The sequence below is a fragment of the Lentzea sp. NPDC058436 genome (assembly GCF_042721515.1).
Lineage (GTDB): Bacteria > Actinomycetota > Actinomycetes > Mycobacteriales > Pseudonocardiaceae > Lentzea.
Window position 1 is genome coordinate 194832 of sequence record NZ_JBHXLF010000007.1, and the last position, 24274, is coordinate 219105.

At 70.8% G+C, this 24274-nt stretch carries 21 protein-coding genes; 10 read left to right on the plus strand and 11 right to left on the minus strand.

What is annotated here, in order from left to right:
* Positions 1-26 precede the first annotated feature (26 nt).
* The 10 genes from ACFWN2_RS26035 to ACFWN2_RS26080 all read right to left on the minus strand — a co-directional run bounded on the left by ACFWN2_RS26035 (position 27) and on the right by ACFWN2_RS26080 (position 9584).
* Positions 27-332: a chorismate mutase family protein gene (locus tag ACFWN2_RS26035; protein WP_382431562.1), complete on the minus strand. Its 306-nt coding sequence runs from the start codon at positions 330-332 to the stop codon at positions 27-29.
* Positions 333-766: 434 nt separating this feature from the next.
* Entirely contained in the window at positions 767-1378 is a 612-nt protein-coding gene (locus tag ACFWN2_RS26040) for a DsbA family protein (RefSeq protein WP_382431563.1), read from the minus strand.
* On the minus strand, positions 1375-2592 hold the full coding sequence (locus tag ACFWN2_RS26045; protein ID WP_382431565.1) for a PLP-dependent aminotransferase family protein: 1218 nt from the start codon (positions 2590-2592) through the stop codon (positions 1375-1377). Before ACFWN2_RS26045 ends, ACFWN2_RS26040 begins: the two co-directional genes overlap by 4 nt.
* Positions 2593-2677: 85 nt before the next feature.
* A complete protein-coding gene (locus ACFWN2_RS26050) occupies positions 2678-3736 on the minus strand; it encodes a histidinol-phosphate transaminase (RefSeq protein WP_382431567.1) in 1059 nt (352 codons plus the stop codon).
* On the minus strand, positions 3733-4992 hold the full coding sequence (locus tag ACFWN2_RS26055; RefSeq protein ID WP_382431569.1) for an MFS transporter: 1260 nt from the start codon (positions 4990-4992) through the stop codon (positions 3733-3735). The genes ACFWN2_RS26050 and ACFWN2_RS26055 overlap by 4 nt, the downstream gene beginning before the upstream one ends.
* Positions 4989-6224, minus strand: coding sequence for an ATP-grasp domain-containing protein (locus ACFWN2_RS26060; protein ID WP_382431571.1), 1236 nt, complete (start codon positions 6222-6224; stop codon positions 4989-4991). Before ACFWN2_RS26060 ends, ACFWN2_RS26055 begins: the two co-directional genes overlap by 4 nt.
* Positions 6221-7540, minus strand: a complete 1320-nt coding sequence (locus tag ACFWN2_RS26065) for an ATP-grasp domain-containing protein (RefSeq protein ID WP_382431573.1) — start codon at positions 7538-7540, stop codon at positions 6221-6223. Before ACFWN2_RS26065 ends, ACFWN2_RS26060 begins: the two co-directional genes overlap by 4 nt.
* Positions 7541-7799: 259 nt before the next feature.
* Complete coding sequence (locus tag ACFWN2_RS26070) at positions 7800-7994, minus strand: hypothetical protein (RefSeq protein ID WP_382431575.1); 195 nt, start codon at positions 7992-7994, stop codon at positions 7800-7802.
* The gene (locus ACFWN2_RS26075) at positions 7991-8644 is read right to left on the minus strand and encodes a hypothetical protein (RefSeq protein ID WP_382431577.1); all 654 of its coding nucleotides are present in this window, start codon (positions 8642-8644) and stop codon (positions 7991-7993) included. The genes ACFWN2_RS26070 and ACFWN2_RS26075 overlap by 4 nt, the downstream gene beginning before the upstream one ends.
* Before the next feature lie 55 nt (positions 8645-8699).
* On the minus strand, positions 8700-9584 hold the full coding sequence (locus ACFWN2_RS26080) for a hypothetical protein (protein ID WP_382431579.1): 885 nt from the start codon (positions 9582-9584) through the stop codon (positions 8700-8702).
* A 188-nt stretch (positions 9585-9772) separates the two neighbouring features.
* Between ACFWN2_RS26080 and ACFWN2_RS26085 the strand changes: the two genes are divergently transcribed.
* Complete coding sequence (locus tag ACFWN2_RS26085) at positions 9773-9979, plus strand: hypothetical protein (RefSeq protein WP_382431581.1); 207 nt, start codon at positions 9773-9775, stop codon at positions 9977-9979.
* Positions 9980-10065: 86 nt separating this feature from the next.
* On the opposite strand, the gene ACFWN2_RS26090 is transcribed toward ACFWN2_RS26085, so the two are convergent.
* Positions 10066-13140 carry a BTAD domain-containing putative transcriptional regulator gene (locus ACFWN2_RS26090; protein WP_382431583.1) on the minus strand — a complete coding sequence of 1025 codons (3075 nt, stop codon included), beginning with the start codon at positions 13138-13140 and terminating at the stop codon, positions 10066-10068.
* Between the two features lie 162 nt (positions 13141-13302).
* Between ACFWN2_RS26090 and ACFWN2_RS26095 the strand changes: the two genes are divergently transcribed.
* From ACFWN2_RS26095 to ACFWN2_RS26135, 9 genes are all read left to right on the plus strand, one after another.
* Positions 13303-14529 (plus strand): MFS transporter, encoded by a 1227-nt coding sequence (locus tag ACFWN2_RS26095; protein ID WP_382431585.1) that lies wholly within the window; start codon positions 13303-13305, stop codon positions 14527-14529.
* Positions 14530-14637: 108 nt separating this feature from the next.
* Positions 14638-15240 (plus strand): serine O-acetyltransferase EpsC, encoded by a 603-nt coding sequence (gene epsC / locus ACFWN2_RS26100; protein ID WP_382431587.1) that lies wholly within the window; start codon positions 14638-14640, stop codon positions 15238-15240.
* Positions 15237-16193: a PLP-dependent cysteine synthase family protein gene (locus ACFWN2_RS26105; RefSeq protein WP_382431589.1), complete on the plus strand. Its 957-nt coding sequence runs from the start codon at positions 15237-15239 to the stop codon at positions 16191-16193. The genes epsC and ACFWN2_RS26105 overlap by 4 nt, the downstream gene beginning before the upstream one ends.
* Positions 16190-17473, plus strand: coding sequence for an ATP-grasp domain-containing protein (locus tag ACFWN2_RS26110; RefSeq protein ID WP_382431591.1), 1284 nt, complete (start codon positions 16190-16192; stop codon positions 17471-17473). Before ACFWN2_RS26105 ends, ACFWN2_RS26110 begins: the two co-directional genes overlap by 4 nt.
* Positions 17470-18714: an acetyl-CoA carboxylase biotin carboxylase subunit family protein gene (locus ACFWN2_RS26115; protein WP_382431593.1), complete on the plus strand. Its 1245-nt coding sequence runs from the start codon at positions 17470-17472 to the stop codon at positions 18712-18714. The genes ACFWN2_RS26110 and ACFWN2_RS26115 overlap by 4 nt, the downstream gene beginning before the upstream one ends.
* On the plus strand, positions 18711-18848 hold the full coding sequence (locus tag ACFWN2_RS26120) for a hypothetical protein (protein ID WP_382431595.1): 138 nt from the start codon (positions 18711-18713) through the stop codon (positions 18846-18848). Before ACFWN2_RS26115 ends, ACFWN2_RS26120 begins: the two co-directional genes overlap by 4 nt.
* Positions 18845-20065: an MFS transporter gene (locus ACFWN2_RS26125; RefSeq protein ID WP_382431597.1), complete on the plus strand. Its 1221-nt coding sequence runs from the start codon at positions 18845-18847 to the stop codon at positions 20063-20065. Before ACFWN2_RS26120 ends, ACFWN2_RS26125 begins: the two co-directional genes overlap by 4 nt.
* 145 nt (positions 20066-20210) lie before the next feature.
* Positions 20211-24047, plus strand: a complete 3837-nt coding sequence (locus ACFWN2_RS26130) for an amino acid adenylation domain-containing protein (protein ID WP_382431599.1) — start codon at positions 20211-20213, stop codon at positions 24045-24047.
* The gene (locus tag ACFWN2_RS26135) at positions 24035-24256 is read left to right on the plus strand and encodes a tautomerase family protein (RefSeq protein WP_382431601.1); all 222 of its coding nucleotides are present in this window, start codon (positions 24035-24037) and stop codon (positions 24254-24256) included. Before ACFWN2_RS26130 ends, ACFWN2_RS26135 begins: the two co-directional genes overlap by 13 nt.
* Positions 24257-24274: the final 18 nt, after the last annotated feature.

The following is a 24274-nucleotide window of genomic DNA, read 5'->3' on the forward strand; positions in this document are numbered from 1 at the left end:
CGCCCTTTCGCAGCTCTCGCGGTGGCTCAGGCGCCGATGACCTCGTCCTCCACGCGGCAGGTCTCAGCGATGATCAGGTCGTAGAGGTTGCGCAGGAAGTCCAGGTCGACGCCGTGCTCCAGGCCGTAGTCGGCCGCCCGGCGCTGGACGATGCCTATCCGGTGCGGCTGCATCATCGGCACGTCGTGTTCGCGCTTGTGCACCGCGATGTCCGCGCACACCCCGATGCGCCGGCGCAGGGTGTCGAGCAGCACGACGTCGATCGCGTCGAGCTTGGCGCGCAGGGCCTCCAGGGCGTCGTCGGTGACGGGGGCCGTGCTGGGTGCGGTCATGTCAGGACCTCCGGGTGTGCGACGAGGCCTCCGGCTCGTGCGTCCGGAGGCCTCGTCGGCGGGGATGTGGGGTCTGGGGGTGTGCGGCGTGGCCCCTGGCTCGTGCGTCCAAGGGCCACGCCTGCGGGAGGTGTGGGGTCTGGGGTGTGGCCGCTGGGTGGTGCGTCAGCGGGGTTGTTGGTGTGGCCGCTGGGTGGTGCGTCAGCGGGCCGCGCCGGCCGGGTGTGCGGTGTGGCCGCTGGGTTCGTGCGTCCAGCGGCCACACCGAAGGGGCATGCGGCGCCCCTGGCTCGTGTGTCCAGGGGGCCGCCGTCCAGATGTGCGACGAGGCCTCCGGCTCGTGCGTCCGGAGGCCTCGTCGGCGGGAGGTGCGGGGTCTGGGTACGCGGCGAGGCCCCTGGGTCGTGTCTCCCAGAGGCCTCGCCGGTGTGGTGTCAGCTGAAGTCGAACTCGCCTGTGCGGGTCCGCTTCAGCTCGAAGAACCGGGGGTACGCGGCCAGCTCCACCGCCGCGTCGAACAGGCGGGCTGCCTGCTCGCCGCGCGGGATCGACATGAAGACCGGGCCGAAGAAGGCCACGCCGTCGATGTGGATCGTCGGCGTGCCCACCTCCTCGCCCACCGGGTCCATGCCGCGGTGGTGCGACGCCCGCAGCTTCTCGTCGAGGGCGTCGGAGCCGGCGGCCTCGGCGAGGGACGGGTCCAGGTCGAGCGCGGCCAGTGCCTCCGCGATGACGACCGGGTAGTCCTTGTTGCCGCCGTTGTGGATCCTCGTGCCGAGCTCGGTGTAGAGCTCGCGCAGGACCTGGTCGCCGTACTTCTCGGCGGCGGCGATCGCGACCCGCACCGGGCCCCAGGCCCTGTTGCAGAACTCGCGGTACCAGGGCTCGATCTCCTTGTGCTCGTTGAGCACCGAGAGGCTCATGACCTGGAAGGACAGGTCGATGTCGCGGTGCTGCTCCACCTCGAGGATCCAGCGGGACGTGATCCAGGCGAACGGGCAGGCCGGGTCGAAGTAGAAGTCGACGCGCGGTTTCTGGGCCGTCATGAGGGTGTTCTCCGGTTCGGTTGCGGTTCGGCGGCTTCCTTCACGACGCGGGCGAGCCTGCGCACGCCGATCGTGATGGCATCCGGTTCTGGATATGAATACGACACCCGGAGGTGGTCGTCACCGTTGCCGTCGGCGAAGAAACCCGTTCCGGGGACATATGCCACACCTTCCTGGATCGCCCGCGGCAGCATCGCCTTGGCCCGCACGCCGTCCGGCAGCGCGAGCCAGAGGAAGAAGCCTCCCTCCGGCACCTGCCACCGGGTGCCGCGCGGCATCAGCGCCGAGAGCGCCGCGACCATGGTCTGCCGGCGTTCCCAGTAGAGCTCGCGCAACGCCTTCACGTGGTCGATCCACGGTTCGTCGGCCAGGTACCGGGCCACGGCGACCTGGGCGAGTCCCGAGTGGCAGAGCATCGCGGCCTCGGCGGCCAGCACCAGCTTGCCGGTGACCTCCGCGGGGGCGAGCGCCCAGCCGACCCGCAGGCCCGGCGCCAGGATCTTCGAGAACGACCCCAGGTACACGACGCCGGGGTGTGCGGCGCGCATCGCCGGCAGTGGTTCGCCTTCCAGGCGCAGCAACCCGTACGGGTTGTCCTCCACGACCTGCAGCCCGATCCGGTCGCAGGTGGCGAGCACCTCGGCCCGCCGCGCCGCGCTGAGCGTGACGCCGGACGGGTTTCCGAAGTTCGGCACCGTGTAGAGGAACGCCACGCGCCGGCCCGACCTGCGCGCCCGGTCCACCACCTCGGCGATGGCGGGGCCGCTGAGGCCGGCGCCGTCGTCGGGGACGTGCCGGACGTGGACGCCGTGCGCGGAGAACGTGGCCAGCGCGCCGACGTAGGCGGGCGACTCGGCGAGCACGACGTCGCCGGGGTCCGCCAGCACGGCGGTGACCAGGTCGAGCGCCTGCTGCGCCCCGGTGGTGATCACGACGTCGTCCGCGTCGGCGGTGATGCCCTCCTGGGCCATCACGCCGCAGATCATCTCGCGCAGGCCGGGAGCGCCCTGCCCGGTGGCGTACTGCAGCGCGCCGGGCTCCGCGGCGACCTCACCGAGGATGCGCGCCAGCACCTGGCTGGGCAGCGCGTCCGCGGCCGGCATGCCGCCCGCCAGCGACACCACGCCGGGGCGGGCCGCCACGGCGAACAGCGCCCGGATCTCCGAGGCGCGCAGACCGTTGCTGCGGTTGCTGAATCTCTCTGAGGGATCCATCGCGGACTCCTCCTCTCAGTGTGTCGCGGAATCGTCAGGGCGCTCGTGCGAAGCCCACCTCGGCACGAGCGCCCTGACGACAGCCCTAGTGGCAGCGGGAGTGGTGCTCCGCCACCGCGAGGAAGGCGTCGTTGGCCCTGGTGTCACCGATCGACACCCGGACGCCTTCGCCGGGGAAGGCCCTCACGGCCACCCCGGCCGCCGCACACGTGGCGGCGAACGCGACCGACTCCTCACCGAGGGGAAGCCACACGAAGTTGGCCTCGGACTCGGGCACGGTGCGGCCCTGGTCGAGCAACGCGGCCCGGACGCGGGCCAGCTCCTTCACGGTGGCCTCGACGCGGGCGGTGAGCTCGTCGCCCGCCCGCAGGGACGCCACGGCGGCGGCCTGCGCGATCCGGTTCACACCGAACGACAGGCTGGCCGTGCGTGCCGCACCCGCGAGCCGTTCGTCCGCGACGAGGTAGCCGACCCGCAGGCCCGCCAGGCCGTGCGCCTTGGAGAACGTGCGCACCACGGCCAGCGACGGCCGTCCCGCCAGCAGCGTCAGGCCGTCCGGTGACTCCCGGTCGCGGACGTACTCGAAGTACGCCTCGTCCAGCAGCACCAGGACGTCCGGCGGCAGTGAGTCCAGAAAGGACTCCAGCTCGGCGCGGCGGACGCTGGTCCCCGTGGGGTTGTTGGGGTTGCACACGATCACCGCGCGGGTCCGCGGCGTCACCGCGGCCGCCATGGCGGGCAGGTCGTGCCGGTTGTCGAGCAACGGCACGGGCACCGGGTTCATGCCGGCGAGCTTGGTCATCGTGGGGTAGGCCTCGAAGGACCGCCACGGGAACACGACCTCGCCGCCGGGTTCCTCCACCGCGGACAGCAGGTTCGCGATCACCCCGCACGACCCGCAGCCGACCGCGACCTGACCGGTGCCGACGCCGAGCGACGAGGCGATCTCGCCGACCAGCTCGGCCGAGGTGTAGTCCGGGTAGCGGTGGACGTCCGCGGCCGCGCGGGAGATCGCGGCCGTGACCGACGGCAGCGGGCCGTCCGCGGACTCGTTGGCGGCCAGCAGGAACGTCTCGCCCGAGGGGGAGACGACCGGTGGGCCCGGCTTGAAGGTCGGTAGCGACTCGACGACGGGACGGATCATGAGGGCACTCCCACCTGCTCGGCGACCGGCCTGCCGGCCAGGACGAACCTGTACTGCCACACGATCACCGCGCCGAGCGCGACGTACAGCGCGGCCATGCCCCAGGCCGGCACGAGGGCGCCGAGCGTGACGCAGGCGGCCGCGAGTCCTTGCGCGACACGGATGTTGAGGTTGTACACGGCCATGTAGCGGGTGCGGCTGTGGTCCGGCACCAGGTTGGCGAGCAGCGCCTGCTTGACCGGCACGCTCATCAGCTCGCCGACCGTGAACACCAGGCCGGCGGCCATCAGGATCCAGCCGGACGTGCTCACCGCCATCACCGCGTACCCGCCGGCGAACAACGCCGTGCCGAGGTACAGGCCGGTCCGGTCGGACACCCCGCGGAAGAGCACCGTGGAGAACAACGCCAGAATCACGACCAGGATCGTGTTCTCGGCCCGCAGCAGGCCGATCATCCCGACCCCGTCCACGGCGGGCGCCCACGACAGCAGGTGCTGCGAGGGGAAGTCCGTGGCCAGGCGGACCGCGATGTGGTTCACGAGCTGGAACTCGACGGCGAGCGTGAGCGTCCCGGCGACCATGAGCCGCAGGAACAGCTTGTCGCGCAGCACCAGCCGGTAGCCCTCGCCGAACTCCCGCAGCACCGCGCGAACCCCTTGCGGGCGTTCACGGACGACACCGGTGTCCGGTTTGGACTCGGCGATGAGGAAGTACGTCGTGGCCAGCACGGCCAGCGTCGCTCCCGTCGCCACCGCGAGCACCACGGCGAACCGCGAGTAGAGCGCCGCGCCGGCGAGCGCGCCGATGGCGAGCGCCAGGTTCGTCGCCCAGAAGTTGATCGTGTACACGCCCTTGCGCGTCTCCGGCGAGGTCAGGTCCACGATCATCGCGTCGTTGGCCGGCAGCGCGACGCTGGCGGCGAACTTGTTCGCCACGTAGGCCAGGTACACCAGCAGCGCGCTCGACAGCACCGGCGAGTCGGCCAGCGCCATCACGCCGAACGTGACCGCCGCGCCCGCCTCCGCGGCGAGCAGCGTGCGCCGTCTGCCGTGCAGGTCCGCGACGTGGCCGCCGAAGAGCATTCCGGCCACGCCGAGCGCCACCACGACGATCAGCAGCAGGCCGGCGGCCGCCACGCCCCAGGCCAGTGCGAGGTGCACCGCCATGAACGACGTGATCATCGAGTCCACGAGCCGGTTGACGAACCCGACGCCGATGCGGACCCGCAGGCTCGGTTGCAGCGTTCTGAGGTTCATGTCGTCACCTCCGCGAGACCGTCCACGGCCACCTGCAGGAGCGCTTCCACGTTCGTCACGCGCCGTGCCGCCTCCTCGTGCGAGGCGGCGGACACGACCACGAAACCGTGGCGCGAACGCCAGTCCACGGTGAACGGCACCCGCGCGCCGGGCTCGAACGGGAACGACAGCTCGTCGACGTAGGGCAGCGCCCGGATCTCGTCGAGGCCGCCCACCGACCGCAGCACACCCGGTGGCAGCGCGAAGTAGTGGATCCACGCCACGTCGTGGCGCGTGCGCGGCGCCGGGTCACGTCCGGCCAGCGCGGCGAACACCGCGCGCTCCAGGTCGATCCCCGTGGCGAGCTCCACCAGTCGCGGGATCCGGTCGCCGCCCAGCCGGGCCTGCGACTCGATGATCCGCGGCCCGGCCGGGGTGACGCGCAGCTCGGTGTGCGCCGGACCCGTGAGGTACCCGGCGGCGTCGAGCATCGCCGTCACCACGGCACCGATGGCGTCGGTGTCCGCCGACTCCGGCGCGGGGTGGGCGTGGCCGGCCTCCACGAACAGCGGTGGCGCGCCGAGCCTCTTGTGCGTCACGCCGATCACGTGGTGCCTGCCGTGCGCGCTGACCGTCTCCACGCTGTACTCCTGGCCGGTGAGGTACTCCTCGACCAGCACGGGACCGGTGTAGCCGGTCTCGTCCAGCGCGGCGCCCCAGGTCTCGAACTCGGCCAGGTCGCGCACCAGCACGACCCCGCGGCTGCCGGACAGCTGCGTGGGCTTCACCACGACCGGGAGCTCGAAGGCGGGCAGCAGCGCGGCGGCCGACCGCCAGTCGGGCGCGTCCGCGTGCCGGACGGGGGAGAGGCCGTGCTCGTCCAGCAGCCGGCGCAGCGCGACCTTGTCGTTGAGGCTGTGCACGGACTCCGCCGGGTTCGCCGCGAGACCGAGGTCCTGCGCGACCCTGACGGCCAGGCCCATGCTCTCCTCCTGGCCGACGTGGCAGATCAGGTCCGCGCCGAACTCCCGCGCCGCTTCGCGCAGCACGCGTTCGTAGCCCGCCGGGTCGGCGAAGTCGGCCTCCCAGAACGCGTCGGCCTGCGCCCGCACGTCGTCGAGGTACCGGTCGGCGAGCCCGCCGAAGATCTCGACCGCCACCTTCGGGTCCCAGACGGCACCGACCCGGAAGCCCTCGGCCTTCGCCTTGGCCAGGTAGGCGCGGTACGGCATGACCATCAGCAGGTTGCTCATCTCGACGCCTCCTCGGGTGTTGTCGTCGTCGTGCGGATGTCGATGGCGCGCCGGACGCGTTCGGTGATCTCGTCGAGCTCCGCCGCGGTGGGCGCGTCGACGAGGAACGTGACGGAGCGGTCCTCGGAACAGGTGATCGGGCCCAGCACGGCGCCGCGCTCGGCGTGCACGTGCACGGCGTGCAGCGTGGCGGGAGCGTCCGCCGGCAGCGGTTCGGGCTGCTCCCAGACACCGGCCTCGCCGACCCACTCGACGCGCACGCCGGGCCAGTCCACGAGGACGTCGTCGAGCACTCCCTCGGGGTGCTCCAGGTAGACCTGCCGCGTGTAGCGGTGCGGCGCGGGGTAGTCGGCGTGCTCGCCGAGCGCGATGCGCAGCACCTCGCTCTCCAGCGGGCGGCCGGTGGCCAGTTCGTAGAGCGCACACAGGCCGTCACCCGGAGGGCGGGCCGCGATCTCCATCAGGACCGGCCGCCCGTTCGCGGTGACCCGCCACTCGGCGTGCGTGATCCCGTCGCGCACGTCCAGGCGGTCGAGCACCTCCTGGTTGGCGTCCAGCAGGAGCTCCGTCACGGCCGCGTGGTCGCTCGGCACCGTGTGCCCCAGCTCCACGAAGTGCCTGCCGTCGTGGTCGTTGGTGTCCTTGCGGGTCACCGACGCGAAGATGGCCTTCCCGTGCTGCACAAGGCTTTCCACCGAGTACTCCGGGCCGACGATCTTCTCCTCGACGAGCACCGTCTCCTGCTCGCCGTACGCGGCCAGCTCGGCGCGCAGCGACTCGGCGTCCGTCACCGTGACGACGCCGGAGCTGGAGTGCCGGCCGGACGGCTTGACCACCGCCGGGAACCGCACGCCGGACAGGTCGTCACCGGCGAAGGCCACCTGCGGGCTGAACTCCGGCAGGTACCAGCGCTGCAGGTACTTGCTGCGGCACACGCGGCTGGCGCGCAGGCCCGGTCCCGGCACGCCGAGCGCGTCGGCGATCAGCCCTGCCGGTTCCACCATCGTCTCGCCGACCGCGTAGGCGCCGACGACGTCGTACCGGCTGCGCCAGGCGAGCGCCGCGGCGATCGGGCCGGCGATGAGCGATCCCTCGTGGCGCACGCCACCGTCCACGAACGCGATGTCCTCGACGCCCGCGAGCGGGTGGCCGGAGTCCCCGGCCACCCGCTCCGCCTCGGCTCGCCAGTTCGCCGAGGTGATCAGCAATACCCGAAGTCCGCGCTCGCGCAGTTCCGCGAGATAACGCGGCGCGCGGCAGACGGCCAGCAAGGAGCCGGCCAGGATGAATGCTCTCGGTAACGACGGTTCGGACATGGCGGCGCTCCAAACAAAGAATCAAGTGAGTGCAGTCATCTCCACAACGCGCATCCAGTCGCGTGGGAGGAAAGGAATCGGGGTCAGTATCGCTGTCTGTCCACCGTGTGGGCAAAGCGGTGCCCCGAGAACAGCGTGACATCCCGGCGAGGGTGGGTCAACACTTTGTTCGAGAAATTCGCTGTGGAGTTTTTCGCCTGTTTTCGGGAACGCGAACAGGGGCCCTCCCATATGGAAGGACCCTGTTCGTGACCGTTTCTCAGGATGCAATTCTCGCTGCGTTCTCGCGCAGAATCTCACGCAACTCGTCGAGGCTGTACTCGGCCCTGTTCCGACTGCCGTACCGGGTGAGCTTTCCGCGGCTGGCCCATTTGCGGATGGTGGCGGCCGAGACCCCGGCGGCGAGCGCCGCGAGGTCGGTCGGCACGGTCCGCCCGCGCGTCCGCTGTTTCATGCCACGGTCCCCTGCGCGGAGTGCTGCTGGGCGTCGTCGGACTCCTCCAGCAGCAGCCACTGGCCGGCCGAGAGGTGGTGGCCTGCACCGCAGGAGGCGGCGTGCGCACCCGCGTCGGCGCCGGAGCCGATCGCCGCGTAGACGGTCATGTTGCAGCCGGCCTCGCCGCAGGGGCCGAGGTCGAGGCGCTCGCTCATCGACGGGTCCAGCACGGCGCGCGCCGCGTCGGCCAGGTCGGTGATCTCCTCGGCGAAGTCCTGCGCCACCTCGTGGTTCAGGATCCAGTCGAGGTTGCGGTAGAGGAACGTCGACAGCACGTGCACCCGCCGCGAGGGCGGTTTCATGGTGCCGGTCTCCTCGATGACCATCGACGACCACGAGGCCAGCACGCCGAGGATGCTCGTGCGCACCGAGACCGCGGTCAGGTTGAGGCTCATGCCGCCGGGCACGCGGGTGTTCCTGATCTGCACGACCTCGGGCCGACGACCCGGAGTGAGCGACTGGGCGCACTGTTCGTGCAGTCCGGGCAGTGCCCGCAGCTCGTCACGCAGGGCCTGGCGGCACTGGTCGCAGCTGCGCAGACCGGACTGCGCAGTCGAGGTGCAGGAAGGGACGATGCGCAACTCGCAGTGGGACTGGGACACGGACATGGTCGGCTCCTTGGGTATCGGCTGCTCGCCGCGAACGGACATTTCTCGGGTGGAATCAGTTGTCAGCGAAGGTTCCAAGTCCGGCCGCGGCGGCGGCTTGGTGGATGCGGCCCGCGAGGACGGGGTCGAGCTCCGTCCCGCCGCCGATCAGCTCGACGAGCAGGACGTGGTCGTGGTCTGTGCGGCCGGGGTGTTCGCCCGCCAGCACCCTGCCGAGGTCGGCGACGACGGACGGGGACCTGTGTCCTCGGCCGCCCCTGCGCGTTGCCCGGTGGGTTCTGACGAACGTCCGGTCGCTGTCGGCGAGGCCTTCCTGGTCGTCGACGAAGACCGCGTGCACGCCGTCGAGCAGAGCGACGGGCAGGTCGACACCGGTGGTGTTGACGAGCACCGCGCCCTTCGCCAGCCGCAGCGCGCCGAGCCGGGTGGCCCCGGCCAGCACGACGAGGTTGGCGCCGAACATCGCGTCGGCGGGGGTCTCCACCAGGGAGAACCCGATGCCGTCGCGGTCGAGCCGGTCGAGCACCGCCCGGTCGGGCGGCTGGTTCCCCTGCGTCGCCACAGCTATGTGGCTGACGTTGGGGACGTGGGTGCGCAGGATCGTGAGCTGCAGTTCCAGCGCGAGCCCCGAGCCGATGACCGAGGCGGTCACGACTCCGGGCACCACCAGGTGGCGGGTCGCCAGCGCGGTGAGCACCGCGAGCCGGTACTCACGCAGGCCGGCGGCGGACATCGCACACAGCTGCCGGTCCTGCGCGGTCTCGTAGATCGCGGTCTCGCCGTCGTCGTGCACGGCGGCACCCTCGTCCGCGAGGCCGGTGAGGTCCTCGCGGCCGGCGGACCGGGCGATCAGCGCCGTCGCCATCGCCTGAACCGCGTCGGCGTCCTCGACCACGTGTCGAAGGTCGTCGTTGCTGAGGCGGAGCGTCGTGGCGTTCATCGCCGGTCCCTCCCGTGTTCGTTGAACTCGACGGGACGAACGTTGCAGGGCGGGGCTGTCGATCGACTTTCAAGGTTCTATCGACCGGGTTAAGGCACCTCGATGGCGGACGGAACGAGGACCGAAGGAGCCGGTGGCTGAACTGGTGTCAGCCAGGGGGAACGCCCCCGACAAAACCGGAGGTAGAAATGTTCGCCAGCCGCAAGTCCGCCGCCTCGACGCTGGTTTCCGTCTTCATCGCGACGATCGCCATCCTCGGAATCGCGAGCGGTACTGCCTCCGCTGACACCCACTGGAAGAACGGCGTCGTCACGGTTCAGGGACCGAACGACTGCCCCCAGGACACCCACTGGAGTGCCGACCTCCAGGTCTGCGTCGAAGACACGCACTGGTGATCAGGAAAAAAATGCTGACGAACAAAACCAGCGACCGCGCGACGGCGCGACCCGGAACGTTGAATTCAACGTTCCGGATCGCGCTGTCACACGGAAGAGGAGAGCGCGGCGCGGGTCATTTCCACTTCGGCCAGAAGCTGAGCGGATTCCTTGGAACCGATCGGCGTGAGCAGCTCGGCCGCGCGGAGCACGGCCACCAGCGCGTCGTCGCCGGCGTCGTAGGCCTCGGACAGCGCGAGAAGGGTCTTCGCCTGCCAGAGCGCCGAACCCAGGTCCTCGAACAGCTGCCGCGCGCGTTCGAGGTGCGTGGTGCCTGCCGTGCCGCCGCCGCGGGCCAGTGCGATCTGCCCCAGCGAGTACAGCGTCTTGGCCTCGATCAGCCGCTCGCCCATCTTGCGGGACAGGTCGAGCGCGTGCACCAGGGTCGTCTCGGCGTTGTCGAGGCGGCCTTCCTTGTGCCGCACCACACCCAGGCTGTAGAGGGCGTAGGTCTCGCCGATGCGGTCGCCGGTGTCGCGCACGATCTGCAGGACGCGGTGCAGCGACTTGCGCGCCTGGTCGATCTGGCCGGTCACCACGTGCAGCTCGGCCACGCGGTGCTCCACCTGGGCCTCGGCGCGCAGGCAGTTGACCTCGCGGGTGATGCCCACAGCGTCGTCGAGCAGCGCCCGCGCGGTGGTCGTGTCGCCCTCCTCCAGGTGGTGCTTGGCGAGGCTGCGCAGGATGTGCGCCTCACCGATGCGGTCGCCGGAGGCGCGCATGGTCACGAGCGCAGCGCCGTACTTGACGAGCATCGACCCGACGTCGCCGCGCAGTCCGTCGACGTGGGCGTCGTTGCGCAGCACCAAGGCCTGGCCGTGCTCGTGACCCGCCGCCCGGAACCCCGCCAGCGCCTCGCCGAAGCACTGCGCGGCCTCCTGCAGGCGGGTCTGGAACATGTGCAGCGTGCCGAGCGAGTACCGCATCGCCGCGACGCCGATGTCGTTGCCCGCGACCCTGGCGACGGACTCGGCGGTCCGCGCGCACTCCAGCCAGTCGTCGAAGTAGCCCTTGGACTCGAACAGCGTCACCGACGTCAGCGCGAGGTCCCAGCACAGCTCGTCCATCCCCGCCTTGGCCGCCTGGCGGACCGCGGCGACGAGGGAGCGCCGCTCGCTCTCCATCCAGTCGATCGGGTTCGCGGTCAGGCCCACGTTCGCCCACGTGGCGTCCGCCCAGCGGGGAGCCTTGCCGTGCATGATCGTGTAGTCGCCGCCGTACTCGCGCCGGTGCGCCTCCTCGGCGAGCGCGAGCCACGCGCCCAGCAGCCGGCCGAGGGCCTCGGTGCGTTCCTCCTGCGTGGTGGACTCGGTGAGCTTCTCCCTGGCGTAGACCTGGATCAGGTCGTGGAAGCGGTAGCGCGGGGCCGTCGCGTCGGCGTACTCGACGGTGTCGACGAGCTGTGCGTCCACGAGGCTTTCGAGGATGTCCTCGGCGTCGTAGATGTCGATGTCCAGCAGCGCGGCCGCCGTCCACGCGGGGAACTCGGGCGCGCGGATGAGCGAGAACAGCTGGAACAACCGCTGGGCGTCCGGGGCGAGGCCCTTGTAGGTCAGGCCGATGTTGGACCGCAGCTCCAGCCCGTGGTGCTCGAACTCGTCGAGCCGCCGCGCCTCGTCGCGCAGCCTGCGGACCAGTCCGTCGATGCGCAGGTGCGGCCGCGACGCGAGCCGGGCCCCCGCGATGCGCAGCGCCAGGGGCAGGCCGCCGCAGAACGTGATCAGCTCGACCGCCGCCTCGGGTTCGGCGTTCACCCGTTCCTGGCCGATGATCCGCGCGAGCAGGTCCGCGGACTGGTCGACGTCGAACACGTCCACGTCGAACCACTGGGCGCCCGGCAGCCCGGACAGCCGCGCCCGGCTCGTGGTGATCACCGCGCAGGACGCGCTGCCCGGCAGCAGCGGCAGCACCTGCGCCTCGCTGGTGACGTCGTCCAGCACGAGCAGCAGCCGCTTGCCGGACACCTTGCTGCGGAAGAGCTCCACGCGTTCGTCGACGTCGTCGGGCACCGCCGTGCCGGGCACCCCCAGCGACCGCAGGAACCGGGCGAGCAGCTTCGCGGTCCGGTCGTCACCGCTGTGCACGCGCAGGTCGGCGTAGAGCTGGCCGTCGGGGAACCGGCCGGCGACCTCGTGCGCCACCCGCACCGCGATGCTGGACTTGCCGACGCCGCCCTTGCCGGAGATGGCCATGATGGGCACGGCGTAACGGGCCTCGTCGGACTCGGTCGCGAGTCCCGCGCGCAGCACCTCGATCAGGTCGTCGCGCCCGGTGAAGTCGGTGATGCTCGCGGGCAGCTGGTGCGGGATGGTCGCCGGCGCCTCGGCCGCGGGCGGAGCGGCCTGGCCCGCCGCGGCCTTCTGGCGCACGGGCGGGGCGTTGAGGGAGGGGGAGCGGTTGAGGATGGCCTGTTCGAGGTCCTGCAGCTCCTGGCCGGGCTCGATGCCGATCTCCTCGATCAGCACGGTGCGTGCGGCGCGACCGACTTCGAGCGCGTCGGCCTGCCTGCCGGCGCGGTAGAGGGCCAGCATGAGGAAGCCGTGCAGCCGTTCGCGCAACGGGTTGTCGTGCACGAGGGTGCGCAGCTCGCCGCAGATCTCCTCGTGCCTGCCGAGCATGAGGTCGAGCCGGATGCGTTCCTCCACGGCCGCGAGGCGCTGGTCGTCGAGCGGCAGCGCGGCGCGCTGGACCATGTCGCTCGCGACGCCGGACAGCGCCGACCCCCGCCACAGCGCCAGCGCGGTGCGCAGGGTGGCGGCCGCGACCTCGCCGGAGCCGGCGTCGCTCTCCTCCCTGGCGCGCGCGACGAGCGCGGCGAACTGGAGGCTGTCGAGGCCGTCGTCGGAGATCTCCAGGATGTAACCGGGCGGTCTGGTGCGGATGGCGTCGGGGACACCGGCGTCGGTGAAGACCTTGCGCAGGGCCGAGATGCAGATCTGGATCTGGCCCTTCGCGGTGGAGGGAGGGGAGCTGTTCCACACCGCGTCGATGAGCTGGTCGACCGGGACGACGCGGTTGGCGTTGAGGCCGAGCATCGTCAGCACCACCCGCTGACGAGGCCCGCCCAGATCGAGCGAGCGCTGGTCCACCACCAGTTCCACTGGTCCCAGAAGTCTCAGCATTACTGGTCCGCCCCTCAACTGCCCGCCACTGCAGTCCGATTTGTCTCTTCGGTTCTGAATGAACCGGACATGCGTTCGCTCCGTGAGCCGATGTTGACGATCCGCTCACGGTGCCGACTGTCCCCGAGTGATGATGTCATGTGACGAGGAAAAAGGAGCGCGATGTTAAGAAAATTGCTCCCCCCAGCAGGGCCGTCTCATAGTTTGGCCGTTGCGCAGCTGACCAATGCGATTGGTGATGGTGCCTATTATGTTTGTTCAGTCCTGTATTTCACCCGAATAGTCGGCTTGACGCCGACGCAGGTGGGCCTGGGTCTTACCGTGGGTTGGACGCTGGGAACGTTTGCGAGTGTCCCGCTCGGGCATTTGGCCGATCGGCGTGGTCCGCGTGGCGTGGCGGTGGCGCTCGCGACGGCCACGGCGATTGCCGTCGCGGCATTCGCGCTGGTGCGTTCGTTCCCCGCGTTTCTGGTCGTGGCGTGCATCTATACGATTTGCCAATGCGGGTTGGTAGCTGCCCGTCAGGCACTTCTCGCGGGTGTGGTCGACGCGGCCGGTCGGACGAAGGCGCGCGCGTACATGCAGTCGACGGCGAACGCCGGTATCGCGATCGGCGCCGTGATCGGCGGTGTCGCGCTGCAGTTCGACACCGAGGCCGCGTATCTGATCGCGTTCGCGCTGGACGCCGCGACATTCCTGGCTGCGGCACTCGTGTTGAGACGCCTCCCTCGCGTTCCGGGGGTCGCCAGGGCCGAGAAAGGCGAGCCGGTGCTCGTGGTGCTGCGTGATCGTCCGTATGCGGTGCTGACGGCGCTGAACTCCGTGCTGATGCTGTACATGCCGTTGTTGAGCGTCGTGCTGCCGCTGTGGGTCGTCGGGCACACCGGGGCACCGCGCTGGATGGTGTCCGTGCTGATGGTCATCAACACGGTGGCCGTGGTGCTGTTCCAGGTCACGGTGGCGAACAAGGTGCACGACCTCGCCAGCGCGGTCCGGATCGTGCGCCTGTCGGGGCTGTTCCTCCTCGCCGCGTGCGTGGTGTTCGCGTTCTCGTCGGGCGACCAGGCGGCGTGGGTCGCGGCGGTGGTGCTCGCGGCGGGCGCCGTGCTCCAGGTCGCGGGCGAGATGATGCTGGCCTCCGGCTACTGGGAGATCAGCTTCGGTCTCGCGGTCGAGGGCAAGCAGGGTCAGTACCAGGGGTTCTTCGGCAGCGGCATCGCGGTCGCGAGGACTCTGGGCCCGCTGGCGCTGACCGCGCTGGTCATCGACGGCGGTGCCGTGGGCTGGCTCGCGCTCGGCGGGCTCTTCCTCGCCGCCGCGCTGGCGACCGGTCCCGCGGTCGCCTGGGCTCAGCGCAGCCGTCCCGTGCCGTCTGACCAGGCGATTTAGCTCTATCGATCCGCTATCGGTCAGCGTCCCGCTGCCGAAAGCCGACACAAAGGGCCTCCGCCCACCCTGAGGTTGCTGACAACCGACGGATGGGAGGAGGCCCTCACTATGGAGCGGGTCACCACAGCCGCGCCGGCACCGGGCAAGGAGCTCGGACTGCTGCGCCTGTGCGGCGAGGACTGGGACACCGTGGTCGAACGGGATCCATCGATCCGCGGCCACGTGGAGGGACTGCTGCACCCGGCGCTGCCCGCGATGTGGGCCCATCGCGTCGCGCATCGCCTGCACAACCGCGGACTCCGGCTGAGCGCGCGCGCACTGATGCTGCTCGTGCGCGCCACGACCGGGGTGGAGATCCACCCCGGCGCGCGGCTGGGCCGCCGGGTGTTCATCGACCACGGCACCGCCGTCGTCATCGGGGAGACGGCCGTCGTCGGTGACGACGTGACGATCTACCACCAGGTGACGCTCGGCGCGGTCGGCTGGTGGCGCGACAACCTGCGCCCGTCCGGCGAACGCAGGCACCCCGAGATCGGCAGGAACGTCGTCCTCGGCACCGGTGCCACCGTGCTCGGCCCGATCAGCGTCGGCGACGACGCCGTCATCGGGGCCTGCGCACTCGTCGTCAGGGACGTTCCCGGCCGTGCCGCGGCGCTCGCGCCGACAGCGGCCGTGTCCACCAGCCACACCATCCGGAGGACGGCGTCATGACCACGACCCTGGGCGGCCTGCGGGTGGCCGAGTCCATCGACGACCTCGTCGGCAACACACCACTGCTGCGGCTGCCCACCGCGAACGCGACGGTGTTCGCCAAGCTGGAGTCGGCCAACCCCGGCTCCAGCGTCAAGGACCGGGCGGCGCTGTGGATGCTGCGCGGCGCCGAACGCGACGGCCTGCTCACCCCCGGATCCGGCACCGTCATCGAGGCGACGTCCGGCAACACCGGGATCGCGCTGGCCGCACTGAGCGCCGCCCGCGGCTACCGGTGCGTCATCGTGCTGCCCGACAACGCCACCCGTGAGCGGATCGGACTGCTCCAGGCGTTGGGGGCGAGGGTGGAGCTGACCCCGGCGGAGCTCCGCTACCAGGGCTGTATCGACCGGGCGAAGGAGCTGCACGAGGCGACGCCCGGCTCGTGGTTCCCGCAGCAACACGCCAACCCCGACAACCCGGCCGCGCACTTCGAGTCCACCGGGCCGGAGATCTGGGCCGACACGGCGGGCACCGTCGACGTCCTCGTCGCCGGCATCGGCACGGGCGGCACGCTCTGCGGCACCGCGGCCTACCTCAAGTCGCAGAACCCGTTGGTGCAGGCCGTCGGCGTGGAGCCGGAGGGATCCCCGCTGCTGTCGCGGGGGTACGCGGGCAGCCACGCCATCCCCGGCCTCAACGGCGGGTTCGTCGCCGACACCACGGACGTCGCGCTGATCGACGACGTGCTGACGGTCACCGACCAGGACGCCGCGAACACCGCGCTGTGGCTGGCCCGGCAGGCCGGTGTGCTCGCCGGGATCTCGTCCGGTGCCGCCGCCTTCGGCGCGCTGCGCGTCGCGGAGAGGCCCGAGAACGAAGGCAAGACGATCGTCACCATCCTGCCCGACACCGGTGAGCGCTACCTGAGCGTGCTGACGTCGGACGGCATCACGAGGGGAGCGGACCGATGAGCACGCTGCTGCTGGTCGGAGGAACCGACGACACGGTCGTCAAGGCGAAGGAGCTCGGCATCACGGTGCTGCTCCTGCAGCACCCGACCAAGATCTCGGCGATCCAGGAGGAGGCCGCCGACGTCGTCAGGGTCGTCGACTTCACCAGCTGGTCCGAGGTCGAGCCGGTGGCCGAGGAGCTGTGGGACCTCCACGGCTTCGACGTCGCGTTGTCGCTGACCGAACCGGGGCTCGACAACGCGGGCCGGATCAACGACAGGTTCGGCCTGGGCGGCACCGGTCTGGAGGTCACCCGGCTGTTCCGCGACAAGCTCGCCATGCGGGCGCACCTGGCGCTGCACGACCCCTCGGCGGTGCCGGCGGCGCGGCTGGCCGAGCGCGGCGACCTGGACGCCTACGCGGCACGCCACGGCTTCCCGTTCATCGTCAAGCCGACGGACGCGACCGCCGGGATCGGGGTGCTGAAGGTCGAGGGGCCGGACGAGCTCGAACGGGCCTGGGAGCACGTGTCGCGGCTGCGGGGGACCCGCACCGACCGCGTCTCGACGCTGTTCCTGCTGGGCGAGTTCCTGATGGAGCGCTACATCGACGGCGCGGAGTACAGCGTCGAGACGTTCAGCTTCAACGGGCGCCACGTCGTGGTCGCGGTGACGGAGAAGTGGGTCGACCCGCGGTCGTTCGCGGAGGTCGGGCACGTCGTGCCAGCGCGGATGAGCGAGGCCGACGAGGAGCTGATCCGCGCGGCGGTGCCGAGTTTCCTGACCACCATGGGGTTGCGCGACGGCGTCGCGCACACCGAGGTCAGGGTCGGTTCGCGCGGGGTGGCGGTGATCGAGAGCCACAACCGGGTCGCCGGCGACGCCATCACCGACCTGGTCGAGGGCGCCTACGGGATCGACCTGATCGCGTACTCGGTCGGCTGGCCGTTCGGGCTCGTCCCCGAGCTCCCGGAACGCCCCGTGGCGCACGCGGGCGCGAGCACCCGGTTCGTCGTCGGGACACCCGGCCGCGTCGTGTCGGTCTCCGGTGTCGAGGCCGCTGCCGCCGCACCCGTGGCCCTGGTGGTGCGGGTGAGCGCCAAGCCCGGTGACGAGGTCCGTTCCCTGCGCGACAACTGGGACCGGCTCGGGCTGGTCGCGGTCACCGGTCTCGACGCGGACGACGCCATCGCGAACGGCGCCAGGCTGATCGAGTCGGTGATCGACATCCAGGTCGAGACGGAGGACGGCACCGTCGTGCGCGCGGGTGCCGCCGAGGTCGTGGAGGCGGTGCCGGCATGAGCCTCCTCATCATCCACCGCAACCCGTTCGAACCGTTCCCGTACCGCGAGTGGCTGGCCGGGTACGACGCCGACGTCGTCGTCCTGGCCGCCCGCGACCGGATCATCGGCGCGGGCGAGCGGGAACCGGACGATCACCTCGGACTGACGCACCTCGAGGTCGTGCCGGACTTCCACGACGAGGACCTGGTCTTCGAGCAGGCGCTGGAGCTGGCGGGGAAGTTCGACGTCACCCATGTCATCGCGCACCACGAGGCCGACCTGCTGGTGGCGGCACGGGTCCGTGAAGAACTCGGCCTCGACGGCGCGTGGACCGCGGACACCGTGCCGTACCGCGACAAGTCGGTCATGAAGCGGATGCTCGTCGCCGCCGGGATCGAGGTCGCGCGCCACGCGGTGGTCTCGACCGCCGCGGAGGTGGAGGAGTTCGCGGCGGAGCACGGGTTCCCGGTCGTCGTGAAGGACGTCGCCGGGTTCAACTCGATCGGCCTGCGCGTGCTGCACGGGCCGGAACCGCTGGAGCTCAAGGGGCCCGCGCTCGTGGAGTCGTTCGTGCCGGGCCGGATGTGCCACGTCGACGGCCTGGTCGTCGGCGGGCGCGTCGTGCTGGCGTGGGCGTCGCAGTACCAGTACTCGCTCTCGTCGTTCGGCTCCGATCCGGGTGCGCGCGTCGACCTGACGCTCGACGTGGCGGACCCGTTGTCGGTGCGGCTGCTGGACCTGACCGAGCGCGCGGTGACCGCGTTGCGGACGTCGGACCGGCACCTGGAGCACGCCTTCCACGCCGAGGTGTTCCACACGCCCGACGACCGGCTCGTGGTGTGCGAGATCGCCGCCAGGACCGGCGGGGCCAAGATCCGCGAGGTCGGTGCCGCGATCTTCGGCATCAACCACGGCGAGTACCTGACGCGCGCGCAGCTGGGCCTGTCCCTGCCGCTGCTCGCGGACACCCTCGCTGGCGGGCCTCCGCCCACACCCGCCCGGATGTCCGGGCAGGTGCTGATGATGAAGCGGCCGGGTCTCGTGGAGGCGCTGCCGTCGACGCTCGTCGAGTCCTGGGTGGCGCGGTTCTGGCGCTACGCGGCCGTCGGCGACGTCATCCCACCGGCGGCGGGGTCCGCGGACTTCCTGCTCGCCGCCGTGGCCACCGGCGCCGACCGGGCGGAGGCGGAGTCCCGCCTGCGCGCGCTCGGGGTCAGGTTCGAGACCCAGACCCGCATAGTCCAGGAGGGATCGTCGTGAAGAAGCACACTCTGCCGGAGATGGACGTCCTCAACCCCGTCGACCTGGTGCTCGTCGTCGCCAACCCCAGCGGTGCCCGCGTGCAGCGGCCCGCACCGCGGATTCCCGAGCAGCGGAGGAAGGACCGGCGATGAACGGCTGGAAGACCCGGTACCTGACCGGGATGGTCGTCGACGCGACCGGCGCGGGCATGTACCTGCCGTTGTCCCTGCTGTACTTCCACCACGTCACTGGGCTGCCGATCGAACGGGTCGGCGTGCTGATGACGGCGGGCGCGCTGTTCGCGTTGGTGGGCAACCCGATCTCGGGTGTGCTCGTGGACAGGTTCGGCGCGCGTTCGGTGGTCGTCGGCGGGTATCTGTTGCGGGCCTTCGGGTTCGGGCTCTACCCGTTCGTGGACTCGGCGCTGGGCATGTTCCTCGCCGTCGCGCTGGTGGCGGTCGGTGACGGCTCGTTCTCGCCGTCGATCCAGTCGCTGGTGGCCGACATCGCCCAGGGCGCGGAACGCGACAAGCTGCTTGCCGCGCAACGGAGTCTGCGCAACGCGGGCCTCGGCGCCGGTGGTCTGGTCGCGGCCGGCGCGCTGACGCTCGGCAGTGACGCGGCGTACCAGGTGATCGTGCTCGGCACGGGCCTCGCGTTCGTGCTGGCGGCGGTGATCGTCGGTTCCATCCGGTACCAGCCGGTGGCGCCCCAGGTGAGAACGCTGGCGCGCGGCGGGTACCGGACGGTGCTGGCGAACAAGCCGTTCCTCGCCCTGACCGCCTTGAACGTGCCGATCGCCTTCGGATACATGGTGCTGGCGGTGGCGTTGCCGGTGTACATCACCACGCAGCTCGGCGCGCCGACCAGTCTGGTGGGCACGTTGTACGCGGTGAACACCATCGGGATCGCGTTGCTGCAGATCCCGGTCACCCGGTACCTGGTGCGGTACCAGCGCACCAGGACCACGGCCGCGGGCGCGGTGGTGATCGGCGTGTCGTTCGTCGTGTTCGCGGCGCTCGGGGTGGTGTCGTCGTCGACGGCCGTGCTGCTGGCCGGCGCGTTCGCGGCCACGGCGCTGTTCACGCTGGGAGAGCTGATGCACGGGGCGACCGCCTCGGCACTGGTGTCGTCCGCGGCACCGGCCGAGACGCGCGGGCGTCATCTGTCGGTGTACCAGTTCTCCTGGGCGATCCCGACCGCCACCGCACCGGCCGTCCTGACGTGGCTGATGACGTTCTCGGCGACGGGCATGTGGCTCGTGCTCGCCGCGGGGGTGACCGCGTCCGCGTTCGCCCTGGTGCGCCTGGAGCCGAGGCTGCCGCAGGACGCGGTGCGCATCGCCGCGCCGGTTCCACAACCGGCCTGACACTCCTTTGTGGACCGAAACGCCCGGCGGGTTCTCCCGCCGGGCGTTTCCGCTTCTCCGCCGTCCATACCGGACCGATAGCGCATCGACAGCGGACTTTCTGAACCTGACAGGGAGAAGGGCCGCTGCAACGAAGGGGGTCGACGTGAAACGCGCCTTGCTGGACGCCGATGCGCACACGCGGGAGTTCAACCGGACCCTGCGGGATCTGCCGGACCGGACGCTGGTGGACCTGCTCGACGAGCAGGTTCGCCTGCGCGGTGACGACATCGCGGTGGTGCACGGCGACGAGCGGCTGACGTTCACGGAGCTCTCCGCGCGTGCCGCGGCGGTGGGCGCCCACCTGAGGACCCTGGGGGTGCGGGAGGACGACTGCGTCGGACTCTTCGTGCACCCGTCGTCCGACCTGATCGTCGGCGCCTGGGGCGTGCTGCACGGCGGCGGCGCCTACCTCCCGCTGGCGCCGGAGTACCCGGAGGACCGGCTGCGGTACATGGTCGAGGACTTCGGCGGCGAGCTCGTCCTCACCCAGCGGGAACTGGCGGGCAAGCTGCGCCGCATGGTGCCGCCGGGGATCACCGTCGTGGTGATCGACGACATCGACGCCGTCGAGGGCCCGCCGGCACCGCCGACGCCGGGGGACCTTGCCTACGTGATCTACACGTCCGGCAGCACCGGCAAGCCCAAGGGCGCGATGATCGAGCACCGGGCGATCGTGAACCAGATGACCTGGCTCGCCGAGACGCACGGCATCGACCAGCGCAGGGTCGTGCTGCAGAAGACACCGATGAGCTTCGACGCGGCCCAGTGGGAGATCCTGGCCTCCGCGTGCGGCAGCACGATCGTCATGGGCGCGCCCGGCGTGTACCGGGACCCGGAAGGGCTCGTGGACACCATCAAGGCGTACGGCGTGACGACGCTGCAGTGTGTGCCGACGCTGTTGCAGGCCATTGTGGACACCGAGCGGATCACCGAGTGCACAACGCTCCGGCAGGTCTTCTGCGGCGGTGAGGCGCTGTCCCGTTCACTCGCCCAGCGGTTCTTCGCCGAGTTACCCGACCGCGAGCTGGTCAACCTCTACGGGCCCACCGAGTGCACGATCAACTCGTCGTCGCACCGGGTGGACCCGGCCGTGGTCGCGGAGGGCCCGCCGACCGTGCCGATCGGGGCACCGGTGCTCAACACGCAGTACTACGTCCTGGATGGCGACCGCAGACCGGTCGCCATCGGCGAGATCGGTGAGCTGTACATCGGCGGGCTGCAGCTCGCGCGCGGCTACCTCGGCAAGCCGGACCTGACCGCGGACCGGTTCGTGGACAACCCGTTCCAGGAGGACTTCGGTTCGCCGCGGCTGTACCGCACCGGCGACCTGGCGTACTGGAACCCCGACGGCACAGCGGTCTTCGTCGGCCGCACGGACAACCAGGTGAAGCTGCGCGGGTTCCGGGTCGAGCTCGACGAGGTCCGCCTCGCGCTGGAGACGCACGAGTGGATCAAGCACGCCGCCGTGGTGGTGCGCGACGACCCGCGCACGGGGTTCCAGAACCTCCTGGCGTTCGTCGAGCTGAACCCCAAGGAGGCCGCCCTGATGGACCAGGGCAGCCACGGCGCGCACCACCAGTCCAAGGAGGGCAGGGTGCAGCTGCGCGCGCAGCTGTCCAACCTCGGGTGCCGGGAGTCCGGTGAGCTGAGCGGCAAGCCGGCGCTCGACCTGCCCGGCCGCGAGCCGACGGCCCTTCAGCGCCGCACCGTGTTCGCCCGCAAGACCTACCGCTTCTACGAGGGCGGTGACGTCACCAGGAACGACGTCCTCGAACTGCTGCGGACGCGCACGACCGCGACGACCTCACGTGACCCGGCTTCGTTGGGACAGGAGGAGTTCGGCCGCATCATGCGGTACTTCGGGCAGTTCCACAGCGTCAAGCGGCTGCTGCCCAAGTACGGCTACGCCTCGCCGGGCTCGCTCTACGCCACCCAGCTGTACCTGGAGGTCGACGGTCTGTTCGGTCTGGAGCCGGGGTTCTACTACTACCACCCGGTCGAGCACCGGCTGTACCTCATCCAGCCGAAGGCGGCCGGTCAGGAGCCACGTGCCCGCGTGCACTTCGTCGGCAGGCGGCGGGCCATCGAACCGGTGTACCGCACCAACATCCTGGAGGTGCTGGAGATCGAGGCCGGGCACATGGTCGGCCTGTTCGAGCAGATCCTGCCGCAGCACGGGCTGACCGTCCGCGCGGCCGGGCACGCGCCCGAGGTCATGACGCACCTCGAATGCGCTTCCGACGACTACTACCTGGGCGCGTTCGACTTCGCGCCCGCGCTCCCGGAACCGGCCGAGGAGCCCATGGACGTGTACGTGCAGGCGCACGGCGACCGCGTCCCCGGTCTGCCGGCGGGCCTGTACCGGTTCGCGGAGAACGGTTTCGAGCAGGTCGCGGACGGCGTGATCGAACGCAGGCACGTCATCGCCATCAACCAGCAGGCCTACGAACGTTCCGCGTTCGGCGTCGCACTGGTCAGCCGCACCGGGCAGGACTGGCTGTCCTACCTGGAGCTCGGCCGGGTGCTGCACCGCTACCAGGCGGTGCGCGGCCTGGGGCTCATGTCCTCCGGCTACAGCTCGAAGAGCGGCCACGACCTGCCCTCGCACCGGCGGCTCACGTCGTTGCTGGAGCAGCGGGGACTGCCGGTCGGCCCGTCGTACTTCTTCATCGGAGGCAAGGTCAGCGCGGAGCAGATCCGCCACCGCGGCATGAAGGAGGACGCGGTGCACATGAAGGGGCCGACCGAGCTGATCCGCGACGACCTGCGCTCGTTCCTGCCGGACTACATGATGCCGAACAAGGTGATCGTGCTCGACCGCCTGCCGCACACGGCGAACGGCAAGATCGACACGCGCTCCCTCGCCGAGTCGGACCTGGCGGCGGCGGACTTCTCCGACCAGCCCGTCGTCGAACCCCGCACCGACACCGAACGGCGGATCGCCGAGATCTGGGGAAGGCTCATGAAGATCGAGACGGTCTCGGTGCAGACCGACTTCTTCGCCGCGGGCGGCAACTCCCTGCTGGCGGTGGGACTCGTGAACCGCATCAACAGGGACTTCGACCTGTCGCTGCCGCTGCAGGTGCTCTTCGAGGCGCCGACCGTCGAGGCACTGGCGAAGGTCGTGGAGGGCGACACTGCGGACGCGGCGTCGCGGCTCATCCGGCTCTCGGCCGCGGGCACGCTGGAACCCGTGTACTGCTGGCCGGGCCTGGGCGGCTACCCGATGAACCTGCGCCAGCTGGCCGCACGCGCGGGCCGCCCGTTCTACGGCGTGCAGGCGCACGGCGTGAACGCGGGTGAGACCGCGTACCCGTCGATCGGCGAGATGGCCGCGCGCGACTTGGAGTTAATACGCCGCAGGCAACCCAGGGGCCCGTACACGTTGTGGGGCTACTCGTTCGGCGCGCGCGTCGCGTTCGAGGCGACCCACCAGCTGGAGCGGGACGGGGAGCGCGTGGAGCAGCTCTTCCTGATCGCGCCGGGCAACCCGAGGGCGGGCGGCGCCGACCGGACACCGAGCTGGCGCAGCCGCGGCTATGTCACGATCCTGTTCTCCGTCTTCGCGGGCGCGGTCTCCGGCGACCTGCTGGAGGAGTGCCTGCGCGCGACCCGGGACGAGGCCACGTTCACCGCGTTCGTGAGCGCCCGCCTGGACCTCGACCCGGACCTGGTCCGCCGCATCGCGCGCGTGGTGCACCAGACGTACCGCTTCGACCACACCGACCGCGACCTCGCGCTGCGCTCCATCGCGGCCCCGGTCACCGTGTTCCGCGCGGTGGGCGACCAGCCGTCGTTCATCGAACGGCCGGCGGTGCGCGCTTCCGTGTCCTATGTGGACGTACCGGCGGACCACTACGGAATGCTCCGCCTCCCGCTCGTCGAGTCGCTCGTCGAACACATCCGTTCCGTCCAAGGAGGTCCGCAATGCCGCACGTGACCGTCAAGCACTTCCCCGCCACGCTCTCGCCGGAGCAGGAGGCAGCGCTGTCGACCGCGCTGACCTCGGCCATCACCGAGGCCTTCGGGTGTCAGGAGAACGTCGTCTCCATCGCGCTGCGGCCGGTGCCGGCCGAGGCGTGGGACGAGCAGGTGTACCAGCCGGAGATCGCCGGGCAGGACTCGTTGCTCAAGCAGCCGCAGTACTGAACCCCGCTCCGTGAACGG